The 19690-nt window shown below is 38.1% G+C and carries 14 protein-coding genes; 9 read left to right on the forward strand and 5 right to left on the reverse strand.

The window, feature by feature from the left end; genetic code table 11:
* The 4 genes from J7K93_07785 to J7K93_07800 all read right to left on the reverse strand — a co-directional run.
* Window positions 1-820 (reverse strand): geranylgeranylglycerol-phosphate geranylgeranyltransferase (locus tag J7K93_07785; protein MCD6116899.1); only part of this gene is annotated, 820 nt, incomplete at its 3' end.
* 197 nt (window positions 821-1017) lie between these two features.
* Complete coding sequence (locus tag J7K93_07790) at window positions 1018-2772, reverse strand: BamA/TamA family outer membrane protein (protein ID MCD6116900.1); 1755 nt, start codon at window positions 2770-2772, stop codon at window positions 1018-1020.
* Between the two features lies 1 nt (window position 2773).
* Window positions 2774-6172 (reverse strand): hypothetical protein, encoded by a 3399-nt coding sequence (locus tag J7K93_07795; GenBank protein MCD6116901.1) that lies wholly within the window; start codon window positions 6170-6172, stop codon window positions 2774-2776.
* Between the two features lie 10 nt (window positions 6173-6182).
* Entirely contained in the window at window positions 6183-7136 is a 954-nt protein-coding gene (locus tag J7K93_07800; protein MCD6116902.1) for an NHL repeat-containing protein, read from the reverse strand.
* A gap of 431 nt (window positions 7137-7567) precedes the next feature.
* On the opposite strand from J7K93_07800, the gene J7K93_07805 reads away from it, so the two are divergent.
* The 3 genes from J7K93_07805 (at window position 7568) to J7K93_07815 (ending at window position 12417) form a co-directional block, all read left to right on the forward strand.
* Entirely contained in the window at window positions 7568-8953 is a 1386-nt protein-coding gene (locus J7K93_07805) for a PAS domain S-box protein (protein ID MCD6116903.1), read from the forward strand.
* 489 nt (window positions 8954-9442) lie between these two features.
* Window positions 9443-10198 carry a sulfite exporter TauE/SafE family protein gene (locus tag J7K93_07810; GenBank protein ID MCD6116904.1) on the forward strand — a complete coding sequence of 252 codons (756 nt, stop codon included), beginning with the start codon at window positions 9443-9445 and terminating at the stop codon, window positions 10196-10198.
* A gap of 35 nt (window positions 10199-10233) precedes the next feature.
* Entirely contained in the window at window positions 10234-12417 is a 2184-nt protein-coding gene (locus tag J7K93_07815; protein ID MCD6116905.1) for a TonB-dependent receptor, read from the forward strand.
* Between the two features lie 97 nt (window positions 12418-12514).
* On the opposite strand, the gene rho is transcribed toward J7K93_07815, so the two are convergent.
* Window positions 12515-13762, reverse strand: a complete 1248-nt coding sequence (gene rho / locus J7K93_07820; protein MCD6116906.1) for a transcription termination factor Rho — start codon at window positions 13760-13762, stop codon at window positions 12515-12517.
* Window positions 13763-14096: 334 nt separating this feature from the next.
* Here rho and nifS point away from each other — a divergent pair, with 334 nt between their 5' ends.
* The 6 genes from nifS to J7K93_07850 all read left to right on the forward strand — a co-directional run bounded on the left by nifS (window position 14097) and on the right by J7K93_07850 (window position 19676).
* The gene (gene nifS / locus J7K93_07825; protein ID MCD6116907.1) at window positions 14097-15260 is read left to right on the forward strand and encodes a cysteine desulfurase NifS; all 1164 of its coding nucleotides are present in this window, start codon (window positions 14097-14099) and stop codon (window positions 15258-15260) included.
* A gap of 14 nt (window positions 15261-15274) precedes the next feature.
* Window positions 15275-16183 (forward strand): quinolinate synthase NadA, encoded by a 909-nt coding sequence (gene nadA / locus J7K93_07830; GenBank protein MCD6116908.1) that lies wholly within the window; start codon window positions 15275-15277, stop codon window positions 16181-16183.
* On the forward strand, window positions 16176-17228 hold the full coding sequence (gene mnmA, locus J7K93_07835; protein ID MCD6116909.1) for a tRNA 2-thiouridine(34) synthase MnmA: 1053 nt from the start codon (window positions 16176-16178) through the stop codon (window positions 17226-17228). Before nadA ends, mnmA begins: the two co-directional genes overlap by 8 nt.
* 18 nt (window positions 17229-17246) lie before the next feature.
* A complete protein-coding gene (locus J7K93_07840; GenBank protein ID MCD6116910.1) occupies window positions 17247-17723 on the forward strand; it encodes a thioredoxin family protein in 477 nt (158 codons plus the stop codon).
* A gap of 674 nt (window positions 17724-18397) precedes the next feature.
* Complete coding sequence (panB, locus tag J7K93_07845; GenBank protein ID MCD6116911.1) at window positions 18398-19204, forward strand: 3-methyl-2-oxobutanoate hydroxymethyltransferase; 807 nt, start codon at window positions 18398-18400, stop codon at window positions 19202-19204.
* A 1-nt stretch (window position 19205) separates the two neighbouring features.
* Entirely contained in the window at window positions 19206-19676 is a 471-nt protein-coding gene (locus J7K93_07850) for a hypothetical protein (GenBank protein MCD6116912.1), read from the forward strand.
* The last annotated feature ends 14 nt before the right edge of the window (window positions 19677-19690 follow it).

The following is a 19690-nucleotide window of genomic DNA, read 5'->3' on the forward strand; positions in this document are numbered from 1 at the left end:
GAAAAACAGCAATTAGGCCGAAAAGCATATCTATCTTCATTATAGTACTGACTCTGGCAAAATTTTCTTTTGTCATATCCCTGTTTAAAGAAAGCATTATATAAACAAGAACAAGGTCAACACTCAAGATTACTGCAATCAAATATGGTAATTTAAAGATTCCAAAGAAATATACTGAAATTGTGAATGCTATGAGAACAAATATTACAATTTGAGAGGTTTTTATTGCCTTTCTGATTCCGTATCTTATTGGAATAGTATCAGCACCTAAAGATTTGTCTCCCTCAACGTCCTCACAATCTTTAACTATCTCTCTCGCAAAATGGAAAAAAAATGCAAAGCCTCCCACAACAATTGACTTCAGATAATTTCCCGCAACAACTCCTCCGTATACAAAAGCCATACCTGAAATAAAAGCAACTGTAATATTTCCCCACAAAGCCATTACTTTCAACTTGTAGCTGTAAAAGAAAAGAGAGATTGCGGCAAGAGAGCTGATAACAAAAGCCGTAAAACTTATCAGGCTTCCGATAATAATGCCTGAGGAAAAAAGGACAATAGAGAAAATAAGAGCTTTCCGGAGTGATATAAACCCTGCAGGCAGCGGGCGAAATGGCTTGTTGATTCTGTCTATTTCCACATCAAAATAGTCGTTAATTACATTGCCGCCTGCACCTATAAGCGATCCGGAAAGAGCCGCAGTAAAAAGAACAGCGATGCTGTCAACTCTTCCTGTTACAAATCCTCCTGCAAGTATTGACAAAAAGGAGATGACAATATTTACCGGCCTTGTTAAAATTATGTATGCTTTGATCTTCATATCTATAAAAGATAAAATAATTTGTGTAAAAGTGCAATATACAAATTCAGAATAAACTAATCAGCAATATTTTTTTGCCGATATCCTGGAATCTCCGCGCTGCAGTACGAAAAGGAGAATAGGGATATAAGGTTATAAAGGAATAAATACATAGTAATTAATCTTTCCCCTATATCCATATCCCTCTATTCCCATCCTTAAAACATATTTATCACACGGATATGAATTCTTCCTTCGGAAAGAGGCTTTCCATAGGCAAGCCCATAATCAATCCCCATTATTCCGAGAGGGGTCTCGATTCGCATACCTGCACCGTATCCGATTTTAAAATTCCTTGTAATCTCTCCGGTTTTCTCTCTTCTCTGATACATACCTGAATCAGTAAAAATGAAGATTCTTGATATGTGTCCTGTTACTAATCTGTATTCAAAATTCATCCATGCAGCTGTTGTACCGTTAAAGCTGTCCTCATCATACCCTCTAAGCGTTGCAGCGCCGCCGAATCTGATCTGATCGCTTAAAGGTACATACTCTTTCCCGAAATTATTTTCTCTGCCGTGCAGCCCGAGATAAGCGACATGATTTCTAAAAATATTGAAAACAATTTCGACATCTGCGGAAAATTTTCTGTAAGAAGAAATTTTCCCTATTTCAGAAGTATCCGCAAGAAAATCCGGGCCTGAAATCTTTTTTCTGCCTGATGTTACAAAAGTCGAATATCTTACTCCGTGTAAAGGATTCGGGGGATAATCAAGAGTGTTGTACTCAAGCCCTGCAGAAAGAAACAGAGAATTGCTCTGAGGAATATTCTGAAAAATCACACCGACTGAATCAGGGAACACATCTCTTGTGCCTCCCTTTACTGATAGGGAAAAAGTATTTGATGGAAAGTAGCGTGTTGTAAACTCCCACTTTCTCTCAATATAGGTTGAGTCACGAACCTGCTGATTAAAGCCAATGCCGCAACTCACCGGCAGGCCCAGTACCCATGGCTCTTCAAATCCGAAATTCATTACCTGCGAAAGCTTATCCTTCTTCTCCCAAAGCACATCTATAAACCGTCCGGTACCAAGAAAATTTTTAAAAGTAAACTGCAGCCGCCCTGTTACATACCCGGGTTCCCTGTCATTATCAGAAGGATGATACCCGAGCACTCCGTCAATAGTGCTTGTTTTTCCCTCCTTAACCCTCCACAAAATCTCCGCACTGTCCTGCACAAAAAATATGACTGGTTCGTCTACAGATTTAAAAAAACCTAGCCTGATAAGGTTGTTACGTGCTTTCTTAAGCATATCTTTATTGAAAATTGTTCCCTCTTTAATTCTGGCCTCTCTTTTAATTACAGAAATTTTTGTAAGGTTATTGCCTTTGGCCCTTTGACAACTGAACACAATCCTGTTTCCCGGTATAAGTGTAAGTACAATGTTGACTGCAAATTTCTTTTTTGAATTAATAAAGGAAACTTTTGATACCTCAACCTGAGAGAGCGGATAACCAATTCTGCCCAGGCCTTTTAGAATTTTATTAATTTTCGAGATAATCAATTTTTCGGAAAAATACTGCCCCTTCAGTTCCGTAAATGTGCTGCTGAATTGTGAAAAAATTCTGTTATCAGGGACAGATAAAAACATTTTACCGAACACTGCTCTTTTGCCCTCTTTTACATGGATTACAGCAGACGGCCTTTTTCCATTAACAATCTCAAGAGAGTCAATTCTAAACTGGAAAAAACCGTTTTTAAAATAAATGGCTCTTATCTCTTTTTTAACTGCATCAATCGAATCCGGCAGAATTAGAGGCTGTATATTCTTCTGCATAAAAGCAATTATCTTTTCAGCCTTCAGCTTGTCAGTTCCGATTATACGGATATTATCTTCCTTGTTCTGTGCAAAAACCGTGATGCAGAGGGACAGAAATAAGAGTGCTGAATTTTTAAAAATATTTATCTTCATATCAGAAAAATGCCCTCACTTCCACCTGCCCTGTCTGATATGCTTTTTTCCTCCACGGCTCGCTTCTTCCCCTGTAATTAAATGTTGCCTGCATGTGGTTTGACAGCTTATATGTAAAAAGTACTCTCCATCTCAGAGTAATACCGGGCTGATCACCTCCGAACATCTCATAAGGAAGGCCCCTGTCTGCGGGTTCGGATGTAATCCTTCCCGCTTCAAATTCCGCACGAATATGGCCTTTTTTCTGCATTGAATATGAAATCCTCGGTGTGGCAAATATTGAAAAAGCTTTTGTTACAGGGAAAGGGGTTCTGTCTTCAGCCTTTGAAACTCTGATTTTTACTGCAAATTCAATTTTCTGCCTCGGCCTGTAGGAAACCTCCCCTGTCATGCTGGAACGTACAATATTTCTATCTTTTATTGAACCTGTAGTAAAATCCTTTTTATCTTTTTTTAAAGAATATTCCAGAAGGAACCCTCCATTGGATATAAATCCTCCTTTAAGACGTATACTGTTCTCTTTACTGCTGTTTATATAATGCTGCCCTGCAAGACGGTTATTCTCGGATTCATTCTTTCTGAACCTGAACCGTAAGATTGTGAATTTTCCGGGCAGTCTGTATTCAATATCATGCTGCTGCGAAAAAGAACCTGAAACAGTAAGAGTATCTGATCCCCATTTTGGAGACAGTGCAAGCCTGTTGACATTGACAAAATCTCTGCTCTTGTCGCTTCGTTCCACTCTGAATCTTGACCGAGTTGTAGCTGAACACAATAAGTTTAATATTCCGCGTGGATGTTTCCATATCTTTTTTAAATTCCAGAACATATCAGCGCCGGCCAGGACGCGGTTCACAGGCACAAACACTCCTGTCTGTATTGTTCTGAAAATAACATCTCCGTCCGGATCAGGCACAAACTCATTAGTGTTCTCATCAAATCTGTAATTTCCCAACCCCTCGCCTACCTTTATTGTATCTCTGACCATCTCTGAAACACTTGTGGATGTAAACTTGTAATTAACAGAACTTCTCACGAATCCTCGCACAGGAGCATACCGCATCTTAAAATCAGCAAGATCGGATTTCTGATCAGTCAGACTCTTTTCAAAATAGTCTCTGAATCTGTGTGTATAAAGGATAGAAGCGGATAAAGCCCTTGCCGGATTTAAACTCATCCTGGCCTGATCCGTATTAGCTATGGAATTTCTGTTTAAAATATTCCCTGAATAAATTCTGTCATCTCTTACTTTTTTCCTTATTTCAAAGGATATAAAACGCTTTTTGATTCCAAATTTTCCGGCCCATTGATCAAAGCGAAAACCTGTTGATACAGTATCTGAAATATCTTTTCTCTTGTGTTCTCCTGTGTAAAAGACTCCGGGTGCAATTCCCCATTTGTCCCAGTCTATTGAAGCAGATTCTCTTACCCAGAAACCATTTCCGGAATTCTCCGATGTATTGATCTGCTCTCTCTGATATTGAACAGTAGGCATATTCTTCTTGTTAAAACTTGCTGAGATGAATCTTCTTTCCGAAAATATAGAATCTCGTTCCATAGATCCGAATTCCCCTTTTATTGTCATAGGAGCAAAGGGTTTGTATGAATACTTTAGCTCCTTTATCTCTTCACCGGATGCACTGCCCTCTTCTGTTCCCCACAACCTGCCGTGTTCAATTTCACTCATTCTCCCGAGGGGGGAAAATCGAGGGCCTGTATTCTTTAATGAACCGCTCAGCCCGAATCTTCCCAGGCCGATGCCGAATACATTTACACTCTGATCTTCAAGAGATACAAATGCATTGTAAGCAGCACCTGAATTATCATTATCGTCGAGAGACGAAAAAAGATTTTCATCTCTGCTGCTTACTGCAACCTCTCCGCCGGCATTTAAGCTTTTTGAAATATCTGCATTCAGGGATATATCTGCAACTGTGTGGCTTTTTGCAAAAGGCAGAAAAATAACAGGAAGATATGAACCTTTCCCATCTCCTTCGTAAAGATAAATACCGTATCCCTGAAATGTGTAATCACCTTTTCCGGAACCAACATAGGAGAAGTGCATCGTATAATCTCCCTTCTCCGCCCCCACATAACGGAATACTGCTTTGCCGTTCAGATCTTCTTTTATGTATGAGCCTTTATCCTCTCCGATGTACTTTGCGCCTGAAGCTTCCGCAGAATCTACGTTATCTCCTGCTTTAAACAGAATATCTTTGTACTCATCTGTGATTGAAAAATCAAGGGGTGTATCTTTATCATCGGCTTCCCTTATTAATGATGCTTTCAGCCCGATTCTATTACTGAATAAACCTGCCTCACCTGTTACGCCCAGAATTTCTTTCTGAAAATTTTGTGCAGAATATTCAAAATCAACTGTGATACGTGAATCACTTGTAATCAGTCTGTTACGAGTAAAAATTATCTGCCCGTTTCCATATTCAATTGTATAATCATTATCTTCCCCTCTTGTCATTGATTCCCCATTAACCCACACCTTTTCTGTTCCTGCAAGTACTATAATCTGGCGTTCACCCTTTACTCCTGTAAGCTGATACGGCCCCTGATTTCCCTCCTGCCCCATAAAATGATTTGTTGTAAATACACCGCGTGAAGCTGCTGCAAAAAAAGTTACACTGCCGTTTTTAAGTTTAACACTTCCGACAGCTCCGCTCAATTTTCTTGAATATAATGCAAACATTGTTGATGGAGAATTAAAAACATAATCCCCAAAAGTTGCATTAAATCTGCTTGTTTTGATTGTTATAAATACCTTGTCAATTTCATGCAGGGTTTGTGTGTTCCCTTCAGGCTGAATCGGTGTATTCTGATCTGTGAGTGATGCAATTATTTCCACTCCTTTCATTATCTTTCCTGATAACTGAAGCCTCAAACCGGATTGAAGCCTCATTCCGGTATTTGTGCCTATCTCTATTCCGCGGAATATTGATCCCGAGCGTCTCAATCCTGCTCCGTATTCAGCGTTAGGCTCCTTCTTCTGATCAGCATTTTTGGAGATATACCCTGGAGTTCCGGTTTTCTCCTTTGTTGTGTCAGCATTCTGCCATAATTTATAAACTGTCTTCATCCTTAAAGGGAAATACCAGTAATCTATCATAACGACTTTACCTGAATCAGGTGCTGTGCGAAACTGAACAGACCCTTTTACTTCTCTTATTCTAAGCATTTTTTGTACATCAATCAGAGCAGAATCAACAAATACCGTTACTGAACCCGGAATAATGTAAGATCTGCTTAAAACAAAAATACTCTTTTTGCCGTCAGCAACAAATGACTCGTTTTTATGGAGAGAAGGAGAAAGTCCGGATACAGTCTGTCCGAATACATTAAATGCAATGCACAATATATAAAAAGCTGTCAGAAAAATCTTTTTCAACATAAATACATTCTCACCATGTGCATGTAAACACATCTATTGAAGAACGGCCGGAATCGAGAACAAATAATAAATCATTCCAAAAAGCAACATCAGATAGTTTGTTAAATTTTAAAGCGGTAAAATCAGAAAGAGTAAATTCTTTAAGCAATTTCCCGTCTGAAGTAAAAATAAAAACCCTATTTAAAGTTTTATCTGCAACTGCAATCTCCCTGAAATTCAGCTCTGCAATGCCGGCAGGATTCTTCAGAATACCATTTCCAATGTCAAAAAGAAAGTTGCCATGCACATCAAAAACTCTGATATACCCCAGGTCTTTATCTGAAATATACACTCTCCCTTTATCAGATACAAGAACGCAGCAGGGACTTTCAAGCCGGCCTTCACCTGCAGAAAAACCTCCGAATTCGATTTGCGGATTCCCCATAACATCAAATTTAAGAATCCTCCTGTTTTCACCGTCAACACAGAAGAGCTCTCCCTGAGAAGATATATCAACACCAAGAGGAAATCCGAAATAGAAATTTTCATCCCACTGGTCATTCGGAGAAAGCACTGAAATATAGTTAAGGTCTTTGTCGAACCTCTCTATGCGGTTATTGAAATAATCCGCCACAAAAACATCAAGTCCGTTTCGGCCGCAGATAGAGACAGGAGAATCGAATTGTCCGGCGCCCCAACCGAATCCGCCATGCTTTCTTATACATAATCCGCTGCTGTTTAATTTTACAATTCTGTTATTGCCCGTATCAGCAATGTAAACAGAGCCGTCAGGCCCTGTTGAAATACTCATTGCATTTTTTATATCAAGATCTGATATAGTTTTACTCCATGTAACTCGATATTTTATTTCAGGCATCTGAGCATCTGTCTGGGAAAAACCCTTATTAATGTTAATTGTCAGTAAAATAATTACAAAAAAGGCAACTGACTTCTTCCGTACATTAACTAAATGAAAAGTATCCACGATTACTCCTGCGGTTATGCAAATCATTGAAGAATCACCAATTATGAAATTAACTCTAAATGAGCTTTTTGTCAACAACAAAACACATATAAAAAATAACAGGTAATTTTTCAGTATGCTCAGTATGCTCAGAAATTTTTTCCCTTGACATAATTGTTAAACTTTCATACATTACAAAAGGGTGGATACAAAGTTTTTTCAGATGACTTCTTCATGCTGGTTGCCCGTTAATTATTTCTACATATAGTGTTTTCTTGAAGACTTGTACTCGCTGCTTTAAGTTGAACCATGGGAGAACTGGAATAATAAACTAACTAATTATCTAAGTAATAAAACCCGATTCTGAATTAATTATTAATACTCTTTTGAACTTCATTTCCGATTCTTCATGGTTAGTGTACTTTAAACACTATTTACCGATTGAAAAAGAAATGAAAACAAAAAAAGATCATAAGCAAACAGAAGATAATGAATGGAAAGATATTTTTGAGGCAATCGGGCACTCCGCGATAATTCTTGATACTGAGCACAACATCCTTGAGGTAAATAATGCTACTGTTAAGCTCACAGGCCTTTCGAAAAAGCAACTAAAGGGCAAAAAATGCTACAAAATTTTCCACAAATCAAATAAAGCTGCTGATGGCTGCCCCCTTGAAAAAGTAAAAATCAATCAGCGCTTTGAATCAGATCAAATGGAAATAGAACTGCTTAACGGTTTTTTTCTTGTATCATGCACTCCTATCTTTGATAAAAATCATAAATTAGTAAAAATTATTCACATTGCCACAGATGTAACTGAGCGCAAGCATGCGGCAGAAGCTCTTGGATTAAGTGAAAAACGTTATAAAGTACTTTTTGAGAATGCGGGTACCTCTCTGTGTACTTTTGACGGAGATGGTACTATATTAATGTGCAACACAAAATTCTCCGCACTTTTCAATATCCCCATAAAAGATATCGAAGGCAAAATAAAATTAACTAAACTGATCTCAACAGAAAACAATAAATTGTTGCAAATAAATGATCTTAATCCCAGTGGTTATGAAATTAAATACACAGATAAATCCGGTAATAAAAAAGATATCTATCTGCAGATCGGCACAATGCCGGAACGTAATGAGATGATTGCTTCATTAATTGATATTACAAGTTTAAGGGAAGCTGAAAAAAAAGTTTTTTCTCAATTGCAAGAAAAAGAAGTGCTTCTTAAAGAAATCCACCACAGGGTGAAAAATAATCTTCAGATAATCTCAAGCCTCCTTAATCTGCAGTCACATCAGATTGAAAATGCAGATTTCCGCTCTATTTTTGATGACAGCCAGAGCCGTATCAGGTCCATAGCAATTGTGCATGAAGAGCTTTACAAATCAAAGGATATTACAAGTATTGATTTTAAACAATATGTTATTAATTTAACGAACTATCTTATTCACACTTTTGCCAGCGACCTTGATGTAATAAACACATCAATAACTACAAACGATATTCACCTCAGCGTTGACAATACAATCTCATGCGGGCTTATCATTAATGAATTATTTACAAATTCTTTAAAATATGCATTCCCTTCCTCTTTTAAGGGCAATAAAGAATTAAGCCTCTCCATCTCTCTAAGTAAGAAGGGGATATTCACTCTTTCTGTAAAAGATAACGGAATAGGCCTTCCTAAAAATATAAATATTGACAAATCAGAATCATTGGGAATGCGCTTAATTAAAATACTGGCCGAAGATCAATTAAACGGTAAAATTTCAATTTCCGGAGATAAAGGGGCGTGCTTTACAATTACTTTTCCGGGAAAAACTGTTAACATATAATTGGCTGTTATGACGAATCGAGTGGATAATTTCAGGGAATATTAAATAAGCTGATAAAATACTGTATGATGATTTCACAAAAAAGTTTTGCTTTGAATGCCGGCATCTGCTAATTTCCCCCCGGAAAATATTAAAAAGTGAACGCCCGGAATCAAATTCTGTTTGAGTCCCGATTTTACTATGTTTATAATCAAAAAGAAATCGGGACGAGTTTATTTGATTCAGAGAGCTTTTTGACATTTTCAGGAGATTTGCAGCAGCCGGCGTTTTTTGGGCACTTTTTTCTGAAAAAAGTGCCGTACCGAAAGTAATAAGATTCAGACTATCTTTAAACTGAATCAACCCATTTTATTATCATAACCTCTTTTTATATGCAAGACTTGATCATAATTACCCATGCAATTCGACATATACTCACATAATTCCTTGTTTTTTATTGATTTTATTTTTATATTTATATACTTATTTCTTGATAAATGGTGTGCAGTCATGGCTGGATATCTTAAATTCGCCTTTCTATTTTTTACAGGGATTGCTGCAGGTTTTATAAATGTAAACGCGGGCGGCGGTTCATCTCTTACACTGCCTGTTCTTCTTTTTCTCGGGCTTGACGCGTCCGTTGCAAATGGAACAAATCGTATAGGCATAGTCATCCAGACACTTTCATCAGTCTCATCCTTTAAGAAACAAACTTATTCCGATTTTAAAACAAGCCTGAAATTCGCATTATGTACTTTACCCGGTGCAATAGCAGGTGCTCTGATTTCTGTACGCATCAGCGATGAGCTGTTTAAAAAAATTCTCGGGATAATCCTGATAGGCATTATCTTTACCCTCTTCCTTAAACCTGGTTACAGACAAAATATTACAGAAAGCAAGATTAGCAAATCCTGGCTCGTATATCCTCTTCTTGTACTTATCGGATTTTACGGAGGGTTCATACAAGTGGGTGTCGGTTTTCTTTTGATGTCAGCGCTTTATTATACTATCCGAATCTCTCTTGTAAAAGTAAATATGCACAAAGTTTTTATTATTCTGTTCTACACACTTCCTACAATTGCAGTCTTTGCTTTAACACAGAATTTAAATCTTGTTATAGGCCTTGTTCTTGGTTCAGGTATGGCAATCGGCGGCTGGTGGGGTGCACGTTTTGCTGTGAAAAAAGGTGATAAATTCATCCGATGGGTTCTTGCAATTACCATAATTATCATTGTAATAAAACTCCTTTACCCTTTTACAGGATAGAGAATTTTATACATTTTCTTTAAGGAGGTAAAACAGTGGACTCTTTAGCTCTCTCAGTTCAGAAAAAAATCCTTCTTCCGTTAATTTCGCTGCTTCTTCTGATAAACCTTTCAATTGTAAGCGGGCAGGAACAGGCAAAAGCGAAAGATCTCTTTTCATTATCATTGAAAGAACTCATGAATGTGGAAATAACTACTGCAGGTAAAAAACCTGAGAAGGTATCCGAGATTCCTGCAAGTGTTGTTGTTATAAATAGGAAAGACATAGAGCGTTATGGATATCAATCCCTCAGAGAAATAATAGAAAATGTTCCCGGCTTTTATATGATTGACGATTATTTCTGGATCGGCGGATACAACTTCGGAGTAAGGGGATTTTACTCAACCGGTGTTTTTAATGATGTTGTAATTCTTGTTGACGGAGTAAGCCAGAAAGAAGACTACTACGACTCATACAACCTGTCCAAAATCAACATACCTGTTCAGGCAATCGACCGTATTGAGATTGTACGCGGGCCTATGTCAGTTGTGTACGGAAGCGGTGCATTTTTCGGAGCAATAAATATTGTTACGAACCTGCACACATCCGGCAAAAACAAACCTGATTATACTGCTTCCGCAATGTCAGGCTCTAATCAAATGCAGAAACTTTTTCTTCACATGTCAGGAAAAAGCAAGGATATCTCATTTGCTGCAAACGGAAGTATTTATCGTGACCATAGATCAGGAGCAAGAATTGATCAAATGGCGCCATACCCTTTTCCGGACTTTTGGGGAATTACAGATAGAAATGCAGTTGTCCGACAACGGCATAAATCTCAATACTTTAATCTTATGGCAACCTGCAGAGACGTAACAATCAATATCAGCCATACAACCAGCACACAGAATGTAGTAGACGGAGCTCCGGCTCTTCTTGACGGTGATCTTTCCCAAATCGGATCGACTAATATATCTCTCTCCTATTCAGGTAAAATTACAAATAAGCTTTCTTTTATGGGAAGGGTATCTTCCTTCTTCTATTCTCAGATAAATGAGTATGATATGTTTTCCCAATACGGTTCTTCATTGGATAATACATACGGCTATTCCAGCCAAAATACACGAAGCTGGGAAGGAGAAGCAAATTTTTTCTTTCATCCAAATAAAAACATAGATATTACAGCAGGCCTTTTTACCCATGTAACACATTACCTTCAAACAATAATCAACCTGCCTATTGTCAATTATGACAATATTCTTTATGCACTGCCGACGGATAAGAATATCATAACCCGGAGTGCATGGGCACAGGTTACTGCAAGGCTCATTCCCAATCTGAAAACAGTAGCCGGCCTGCGAATTGAGAAATTAAATAATTACGTTCTGTCAATAACAGATTTTCATGACATTACTAATCCCCGATACAAAACCCTTGTTTTTAACAGCGCCAAAGCTTCTCTTATACCGCGCATTGCTTTTATATTTACTCCGTCGCCGTCCTATGCAATTAAACTTATGTACGGCAAAGCAATTAAACAGCCATCCTACGGCCAAAATAATGAAGCATTTAAAATGATGCTCTTTAGAGGTGCTCCCTACAGCCAGCTCTATCCTGCAGAAGTGCAGACTTTGGAATTAAATTTCATTTCAAACGTTACATCATTCCTTAGGTCAAATTTATCAATATTCCGCAATAAACTAAATAATCTTATTAACAGAGAAAATTTCTATAATGAAAATAACGAACTCGAGTGGCGGATAAGCAACAGCGGGAAGATGGAAACTGCGGGAATTGAACTATGCCTTCGCCTTTCACCTGTTTCTATCTGGGATATTAGTACAAGTATTACTTTGCAGCACACATCAAATAAAAAGAACCCTGTAACAAACAGGGCTCCCGGATATGCGCCTAAGGTGCTTGCATACATAAAATCAGGATTAGCACTTTCCCGCGGAGCGTATCTTTCCTTTACCGGAAGGTACATAGGGAAAATGCGTACCTCATGGGATACTGTATCTCAAAGCCGTATAGGCAATGCCATTGATCCTTATTTTATTCTGGATTCCAATTTCCATTTTTCTCCCGGATTCATGAAAAATAATTTCATCTCATGTCATTTTTACAATATTCTAAATAGAACCATCAGGTATCCTGCTACAGGAAACAGTAAATGGGCGACATTCGGGACAATAGGAATGGGCAGGACAATATTCATCACCTTGGGCCATAATTGGTAACATGCTGAATATCAAAAAAAAGTATATTTAAATGCAGAATTACCGGAATAAAAAGCCGTCATCCTGACGGCTGATAAATTACATCCTGTTAAAACTATCAGGTACTCATTGACATTAAAAATTCTTTATTGTTTTTTGTACCTTTCATCTTCCCCTTAAGGAACTCTATTGCTTCTGTCATACTCAAGTTATTCAGCACCTTACGTAAAATCCATACTCTATTAAGCTCGGATTTGGACAAGAGGAGTTCCTCTTTTCTTGTTCCGGATTTATTTATGTCAATTGCAGGGAATATTCTTCTGTCCGAAAGCTCACGGTTAAGCTGAATTTCCATATTACCAGTACCTTTAAATTCCTCAAAAATAACTTCATCCATTCTGCTTCCTGTATCAATCAAGGCCGTAGCAATTATAGTAAGGCTTCCGCCTTCTTCAACATTACGTGCAGCACCGAAAAATCTCTTGGGCTTATGCAAAGCATTGGAATCAACGCCTCCGGAAAGTATCTTGCCTGAATGCGGCACTACAACATTATGCGCACGTGCAAGCCTGGTAATCGAATCAAGAAGGATAACTACATCATGTCCGTATTCAACCAGCCTCTTGGATTTTTCCAAAACCATCTCTGCAACCTGAACATGCCTTTCAGCAGGTTCGTCAAAAGTTGAACTGATAACCTCCGCATCAACAGAACGCTGCATATCAGTAACCTCTTCAGGCCTTTCATCTATAAGAAGAACAATCAATTTTATATCAGGATGGTTCTTCTTAATTGCATTTGCAATCTTCTGCAGAATTATTGTTTTACCTGTTCTCGGCTGAGCAACTATTAATCCACGCTGCCCCATACCTATTGGAGTAAGCATGTTCATTATTCTTGTAGTATAATCACGGGCATCATTTTCAAGATTAACCCGTTCTGTAGGATAAAGCGGGGTAAGGTTGTCAAAGAGAATCTTTGTCTTTGCAATTTCCGGATTTTCGTAATTTACAGCCTCTACTTTAATAAGAGCAAAAAATCTCTCATTATCTTTTGGCGGCCGGATCTGTCCTGAAACAATGTCTCCTGTCCTCAAACTAAATCTTTTAATCTGTGACGGCGATACATAGATATCATCTGGGCCAGGTAGATAGTTAGTATCTGCTGACCTTAAAAAACCGTATCCATCCGGCAGAATCTGCAGTACTCCTTCTGAAAAAATATTTCCGTCCTTTTGTGTCTGTGCTTCCAAAATGGAAAAGATCATCGCCTGCTTTTTCAATCCGGAGTAACCTGGGATGTTAAGCTCTTTTGCAAGATCAGTCAATTCGGAAATCTTCATGTTCTTCAATTCTGTAATATTCATTGTCATAAATCATCACTCCAATAAAATCCAAGTCTTAAAAGCACTCAATAAACGTGCTTCCATTCATTTAATAGTAATTATTTTGATAACACATATAGGACTGGTAGACATGCCGCTTGCACGAAAGCGGAAAGGATGTTGGACTTTCTGCCTACGCCTGTTGTTCCCTTTGATGCAATTATAAAAGAAGAACTATATTGTTATGTGTAAATTTATACATTTTTATGTTTTTGTCAAGCATTTTATGATTTTTTTCCATTAAAACCATATTCTTGACAAATGCATTTAATTTCACTATCTTTGAATAATTTAATTAAACAGAGGATTTTTTGCCATGCCTGAAAGATTTCTAAACGTTTACCTTGATTATGCTGCAACAACGCCTGTAGACAAAAGAGTACTATATGCAATGAATCCTTTTTTTACTGAGGTATTCGGGAATCCATCTTCTACTCACTCCTTTGGCAGAAAAGCGAGAGAAAGGGTTGAAAAAGCCCGCAAACAAGTCGCATATATTATAAATGCAGACCCTCATGAAATTATTTTCACAAGCGGCGGGACAGAATCAGATAACACTGCAATTAAAAGCACTGCTTTTAAATTAAAAAGCAGGGGCAATCACATAATTACTACATCAATTGAGCACCATGCTGTGCTTCATACATGTGCGTTCCTGGAGCGGAATGGTTACAAGATTACTTACCTCCCTGTTGATGAATACGGATTAATTGATCCAGGTACTCTTGAGAAATCAATTACTGATAAAACCATACTTATTTCCGTTATGCACGCTAACAATGAAACAGGCACAATTCAGCCTATTCAGGAAGTCAGCAGCATAGCAAAAAAGCATAACATTCTTTTTCATGTTGACGCAGTGCAGACTTACGGCCATCTTAAAATTGATGTAAAAGCCATGGGTATTGATCTTTTATCACTATCCGCACATAAGCTCTACGGGCCCAAAGGAGTCGGAGCTCTTTATATCAGAGAAGGAATACCTTTCGAACCGTTTATGCACGGAGGTGCACAGGAAGATAAAAGACGGGCCACTACAGTAAATGCTGCAGGTATTGCAGGATTGGGAACAGCAGCAGCCCTGGCTTTGGAAGAGTCAGAACAGGAAAATATACGAATCACTACTTTACGGGACGAACTTCTTGAAAAGATTTTTTCTTCAATTGACAGAGTAAAACTTAACGGGCACAGGGAAAAACGCCTTCCGAATAATATAAACATTTCAATAGAAGGTGTCGAAGGCGAATCTCTTTTGATGGCTCTTGACGACAGAGGTATAGGTGCTTCCAGCGGCTCTGCATGCAGCGCAGGTTCAGGAAGCCCCTCACATGTATTAAAAGCCATGGGCCTTTCTACTGAAGCGATCAGCGGAAGCCTTCGGCTTACTCTCGGACGTTTCACAACTAAAGAAGAGATAGATTATTGTGCTGATGTTTTAAAAGAAGTTGTGGACAAACTGCGTAAATTGTCATCCTTTTAAATTTAAGGGCCATAATGAAAAATTCCCAAATAGTTGCTGAAATAAACCGGTTAAAAAAAGAACATGATGCTGTAATTCTTGCGCATAACTACCAGATACCTGAAGTGCAGGAAATAGCAGACTTTTTAGGAGATTCTCTGGACCTTTCAAAAAAGGCAGCCAAAGATTCTCACTCTACAATTATTTTTTGCGGTGTTAAATTCATGGCTGAAACAGCAAAAATTCTTTCACCTCAAAAAAAAGTATTTATCCCGCGTCTTGAAGCTGGATGCCCCATGGCAGACATGGCAGACACTGATTCTATCCGGGAGATGAAAGAGAAACACCCTCTTGCAAAGGTTGTCACATATGTAAACTCAACAGCCGAGGTCAAGGCTTTAAGCGATGTATGCTGCACATCGGCAAACAGTATCAACGTTGTTAACAATATTGATGCTGATGAGATAATTTTTGCTCCGGATAAAAATCTTGGTGCATATACACAGCGCTTTTCAGATAAAAAAATTATTCTCTGGGATGGATTTTGTTACGTACATACACAATTCACTCCAGATGAAGTTGAGAATGCTAAAAAAAAATATCCTGAGGCTGTTGTAATGGTCCATCCGGAATGCAGCCCTGAAGTAATTGATAAAAGCGACAAAGTTTTTTCCACAAGCGGCATGATAAAGTTTGCAGAAGAATCCGAAAATAAAATATTTATCGTGGGTACGGAAGAGGGTTTGATTCACAGGCTGCAGAGAGAAAATCCGGATAAAACCTTCCTCTCTCTCGGCAGTGCAAAAGCATGTTCCGGAATGAAATCGATACGCTTGATCGATGTTTACAACTCTCTTCGTGAAGGACAGTATGTCGTTGAAGTAGATTCGGACATTATGGATAAGGCTCGTACTGCTCTTGAAAAGATGATTGACTATGTATAAGAAAAAAATCGCAGTAGCAATGAGCGGCGGTGTCGATTCATCTGTTGCAGCCGCTTTCTTAAAAAAGAAAGGATTTGATTTAATTGGCATTACAATGACTCTAGGGCACAACAATAAGAGTGATATCGAAGATGCCAGGCATGTTGCATCAATTCTTGGAATCCCCCATCATGTTGTTTCTCTAAAGGAAGAATTCAGCAAAACTGTTATATCATATTTTATTGAAGAGTACCACAGGGGGCGTACACCGAATCCATGTGCAAAATGCAACCCGGCTATAAAGTTCGGAGCTCTGTTTGACAAAGCAGAAGAACTCGGTGCAGATTATATTGCAACAGGCCATTATGCAGTAATAAACTATTCTGAATCTGATAAAAGATACATTTTACAAAGGGGTAAGGAAAAAGGAAAAGATCAATCATATTTTCTATCCCGTCTGTCTCAGGAAGCTCTTTCCAGAATACTCTTTCCTATCGGCACTTATACTAAGGAGAAGATTCGTTCCCTTGCTGACAAATTCGGCCTTCCTGTTGCAGAAAAAAAAGGCAGCCAGGAAGTTTGTTTTATCATAAATGAATCAGTCTCAGACTTTATTAAAAAAACAAGCAGCCGCGATCTGAAACCCGGGAAAATACTTGATACGGAAGGTAACATTCTCGGTATGCATAATGGAATTGAATCATTTACTATCGGACAGCGTAAAGGCCTCGGCATTGCATTGGGCAGGCCCGTCTATGTTACAGGCATAGACGCTGAAACAGGTTCGGTTTATATCGGTGACAATGATGATCTTTATAAAAAAGGCTTCATCGGTACGAATCCTAACTGGATTGCAATTCCAGGGCTTACAAAACCTTTAAGAGTAGAAACCAGAATCAGATACATGCACAAACCCCGGATTTCAACTTTAATGCCTGCGGAAAACGGAAGTATTATTGTTGAATTTGATAAAACGCAGAGAGCTATTACACCAGGACAGCTTGGAGTATTTTATGATAAAGATACTGTAATAGGCTCTGCATGGATTGATACAGTGTTACAATAAAAATTAAAGGATCTGTTAATGAGGAAATCAATACCTGTTGTTTTAATTCTAATCATACTGTTTACAGTACTTGCCATATGTAATAAAAAGGATGGTACAAACATCGATGATCAGTTAAAATCCGGAATCGAATGGATAACAAACATTGATTCCGCTCTTGTGATTGCCGCACAGGAAAACAAACCGATAATGATTGATTTCACGGCAACATGGTGCCCTCCATGCAGAAGAATGGAAGATTCAACTTTTTCCGACGCCAGAGTTATTGATAAATTCAAATCATTTATTACTGTACGAATTGATGTTGACAAACAACAGGACGTTGCAATTAAATACAACAGTAACGCAAATAAATACGGCGGTATTGGAATACCTAACTATCTGTTTTTGGATAAAGAGGGCAAAGAATTAAAACATCCCATCGGATTCCGTGCTCCAAAAGCATTTCTTGCAGTAATGGATTCCGCTCTGACTATTTATTCGAATAAAGAATAAAAACAGCTGAAAGAATATTTGGTTAATTGTAAAAAAAAAATAAATTGCGAAATACTAAAAGCATTTGGTTCTTTCGGAAAAGAGTTGTAAACTTTAAATATTCAGATAACAAGATTAACATGAATAGACTTTTTATTTATCAGTTAATGAAATTAAGTAAATACAACAAATTCAGGATATTGTAAAATGAGCGGATATAATATACAAAATTTGTTTTTTTAATCCGGCATCTGAAAATTTCCGCCCGGAAATGCGATTGAGTATGCGTTAAGAAAGTCCGGCTGTCTGAACCCGATTTTCTTTATTAAAAATATAATAGTAAGAATCGGGAGAGTTCCGGACTTTTAGCAGACGAATGAGCATTTCAGGAGATTTTCAGCAGCCGGTGTTTTTTGGGTACTTTTTTCTAAAAAAAGTGCCGTACCGTAATTCAAACAAAATCAAGGAATTAAACTTAAGACAAAGAACTATACATTGATACCTGACACAAAAATCAAAACTAATAAAGAAAAGAAATAGTTCAGGCCGTTCCCTGTAGTAATATAATAAAACTGAAAAATAAAAACATAGTTCTTAAATGTATTTCGAATAATCTGTTCTGACAAATGATCGCACACTTCCAAATAGAACACGGAAGAACCAAACATTAAAATTATATTTATTTGGAGTAACCAATGATTGAAAATGAGAAAATAACAGTCCCGAAAATTATAAATATGAAGCAGAAAGGCAATAAAATAGTATGCCTCACAGCATACGACTGGACTTTTGCAACGATTCTTGATAAATCCGGAATTGATATCATTCTGGTTGGCGATTCAGGTGGAATGGTTTCAGCCGGTTATGAAACAACCCTGCCTGTAACTATGAATGAGATGCTTCTCTATACGAAGTCAGTTGTGCGCGGTGTGAAGCAGGCTCTTGTTGTTGCAGACATGCCATTTCTTTCATATCAGGCTGACATTAGTGAAGCAGTGAGAAACAGCGGAATGTTCTTAAAAGAGGCTGGTGCTGATGCTGTCAAACTTGAAGGTGGAGAATACATTGCAGAAACAGTAAACCGTATTGTACAGTGCGGAATACCTGTTATGGGACATCTGGGGCTTACTCCTCAATCAATCAGGAGTTTTGGAGGCTACAGCCTGCGCGGTTCTGAAAAAAAAGAGGCTGAAAAAATGATGCGTGATGCTGTTATTCTGGAACAAGCCGGAGTTTTCGCCATAGTTTTGGAAAAAATTCCATCGGATCTTGCACGACAAATAACAGAATCTGTTGCCATTCCGACAATCGGAATCGGAGCTGGACCGCATTGTGACGGGCAAATTCTTGTTACGCATGACCTTTTAGGCCTCTTTGAATCTTTCAGGCCTAAATTTGTACGCCGGTATGCAAATCTCGCAGATACTATAGAATCAGCTGTCTCAGATTATAGTAAAGATGTTAAATCAGGTAAATTCCCGAATAAAAAGGAGAGTTTTTAAAGTGGAGCAGTCTCTCTATTTCTTTCTTGCAGGATTGGCTGTTTTCGGAATAAAAATAGTTCTTCCTAAAAATACTAAAGAATGGATTCGGGTTCTTGCCTTTCTTATGCTGCCATCTATTATGCTTTTAATTATGAGCAGCTTTTTCGGCCCACTTGTACCGGAGCATGTAAACTTTCCGAAACAGGGAATTGTTCTTTTTCTTTCCGGACTCTTTGCCGGGCTTGTGCTGTACCTTGCAGACAGAACAGAATTTATATTCAGGCCAGGAATAAAATACTTTGCTACATTTTTTCTCGGCTTTATTATTTCAGGTATTTCATTCGGGATAAGCAGCCTTTTTTGCTCAATTTACAACTTTCCTCAGGAGCCGACACAGCTGATTGGTGCAAGAATAATATATTTCCTTTTGTCCGGATTTCTTATTGTATTCGGATTTACATTTCCCTCAAGGTTTTTCAGAAAAAAATAGAGTACAGGCTCAGA

This window comes from bacterium (assembly GCA_021158245.1).
In the GTDB taxonomy this organism is placed as follows: domain Bacteria; phylum Zhuqueibacterota; class QNDG01; order QNDG01; family QNDG01; genus QNDG01.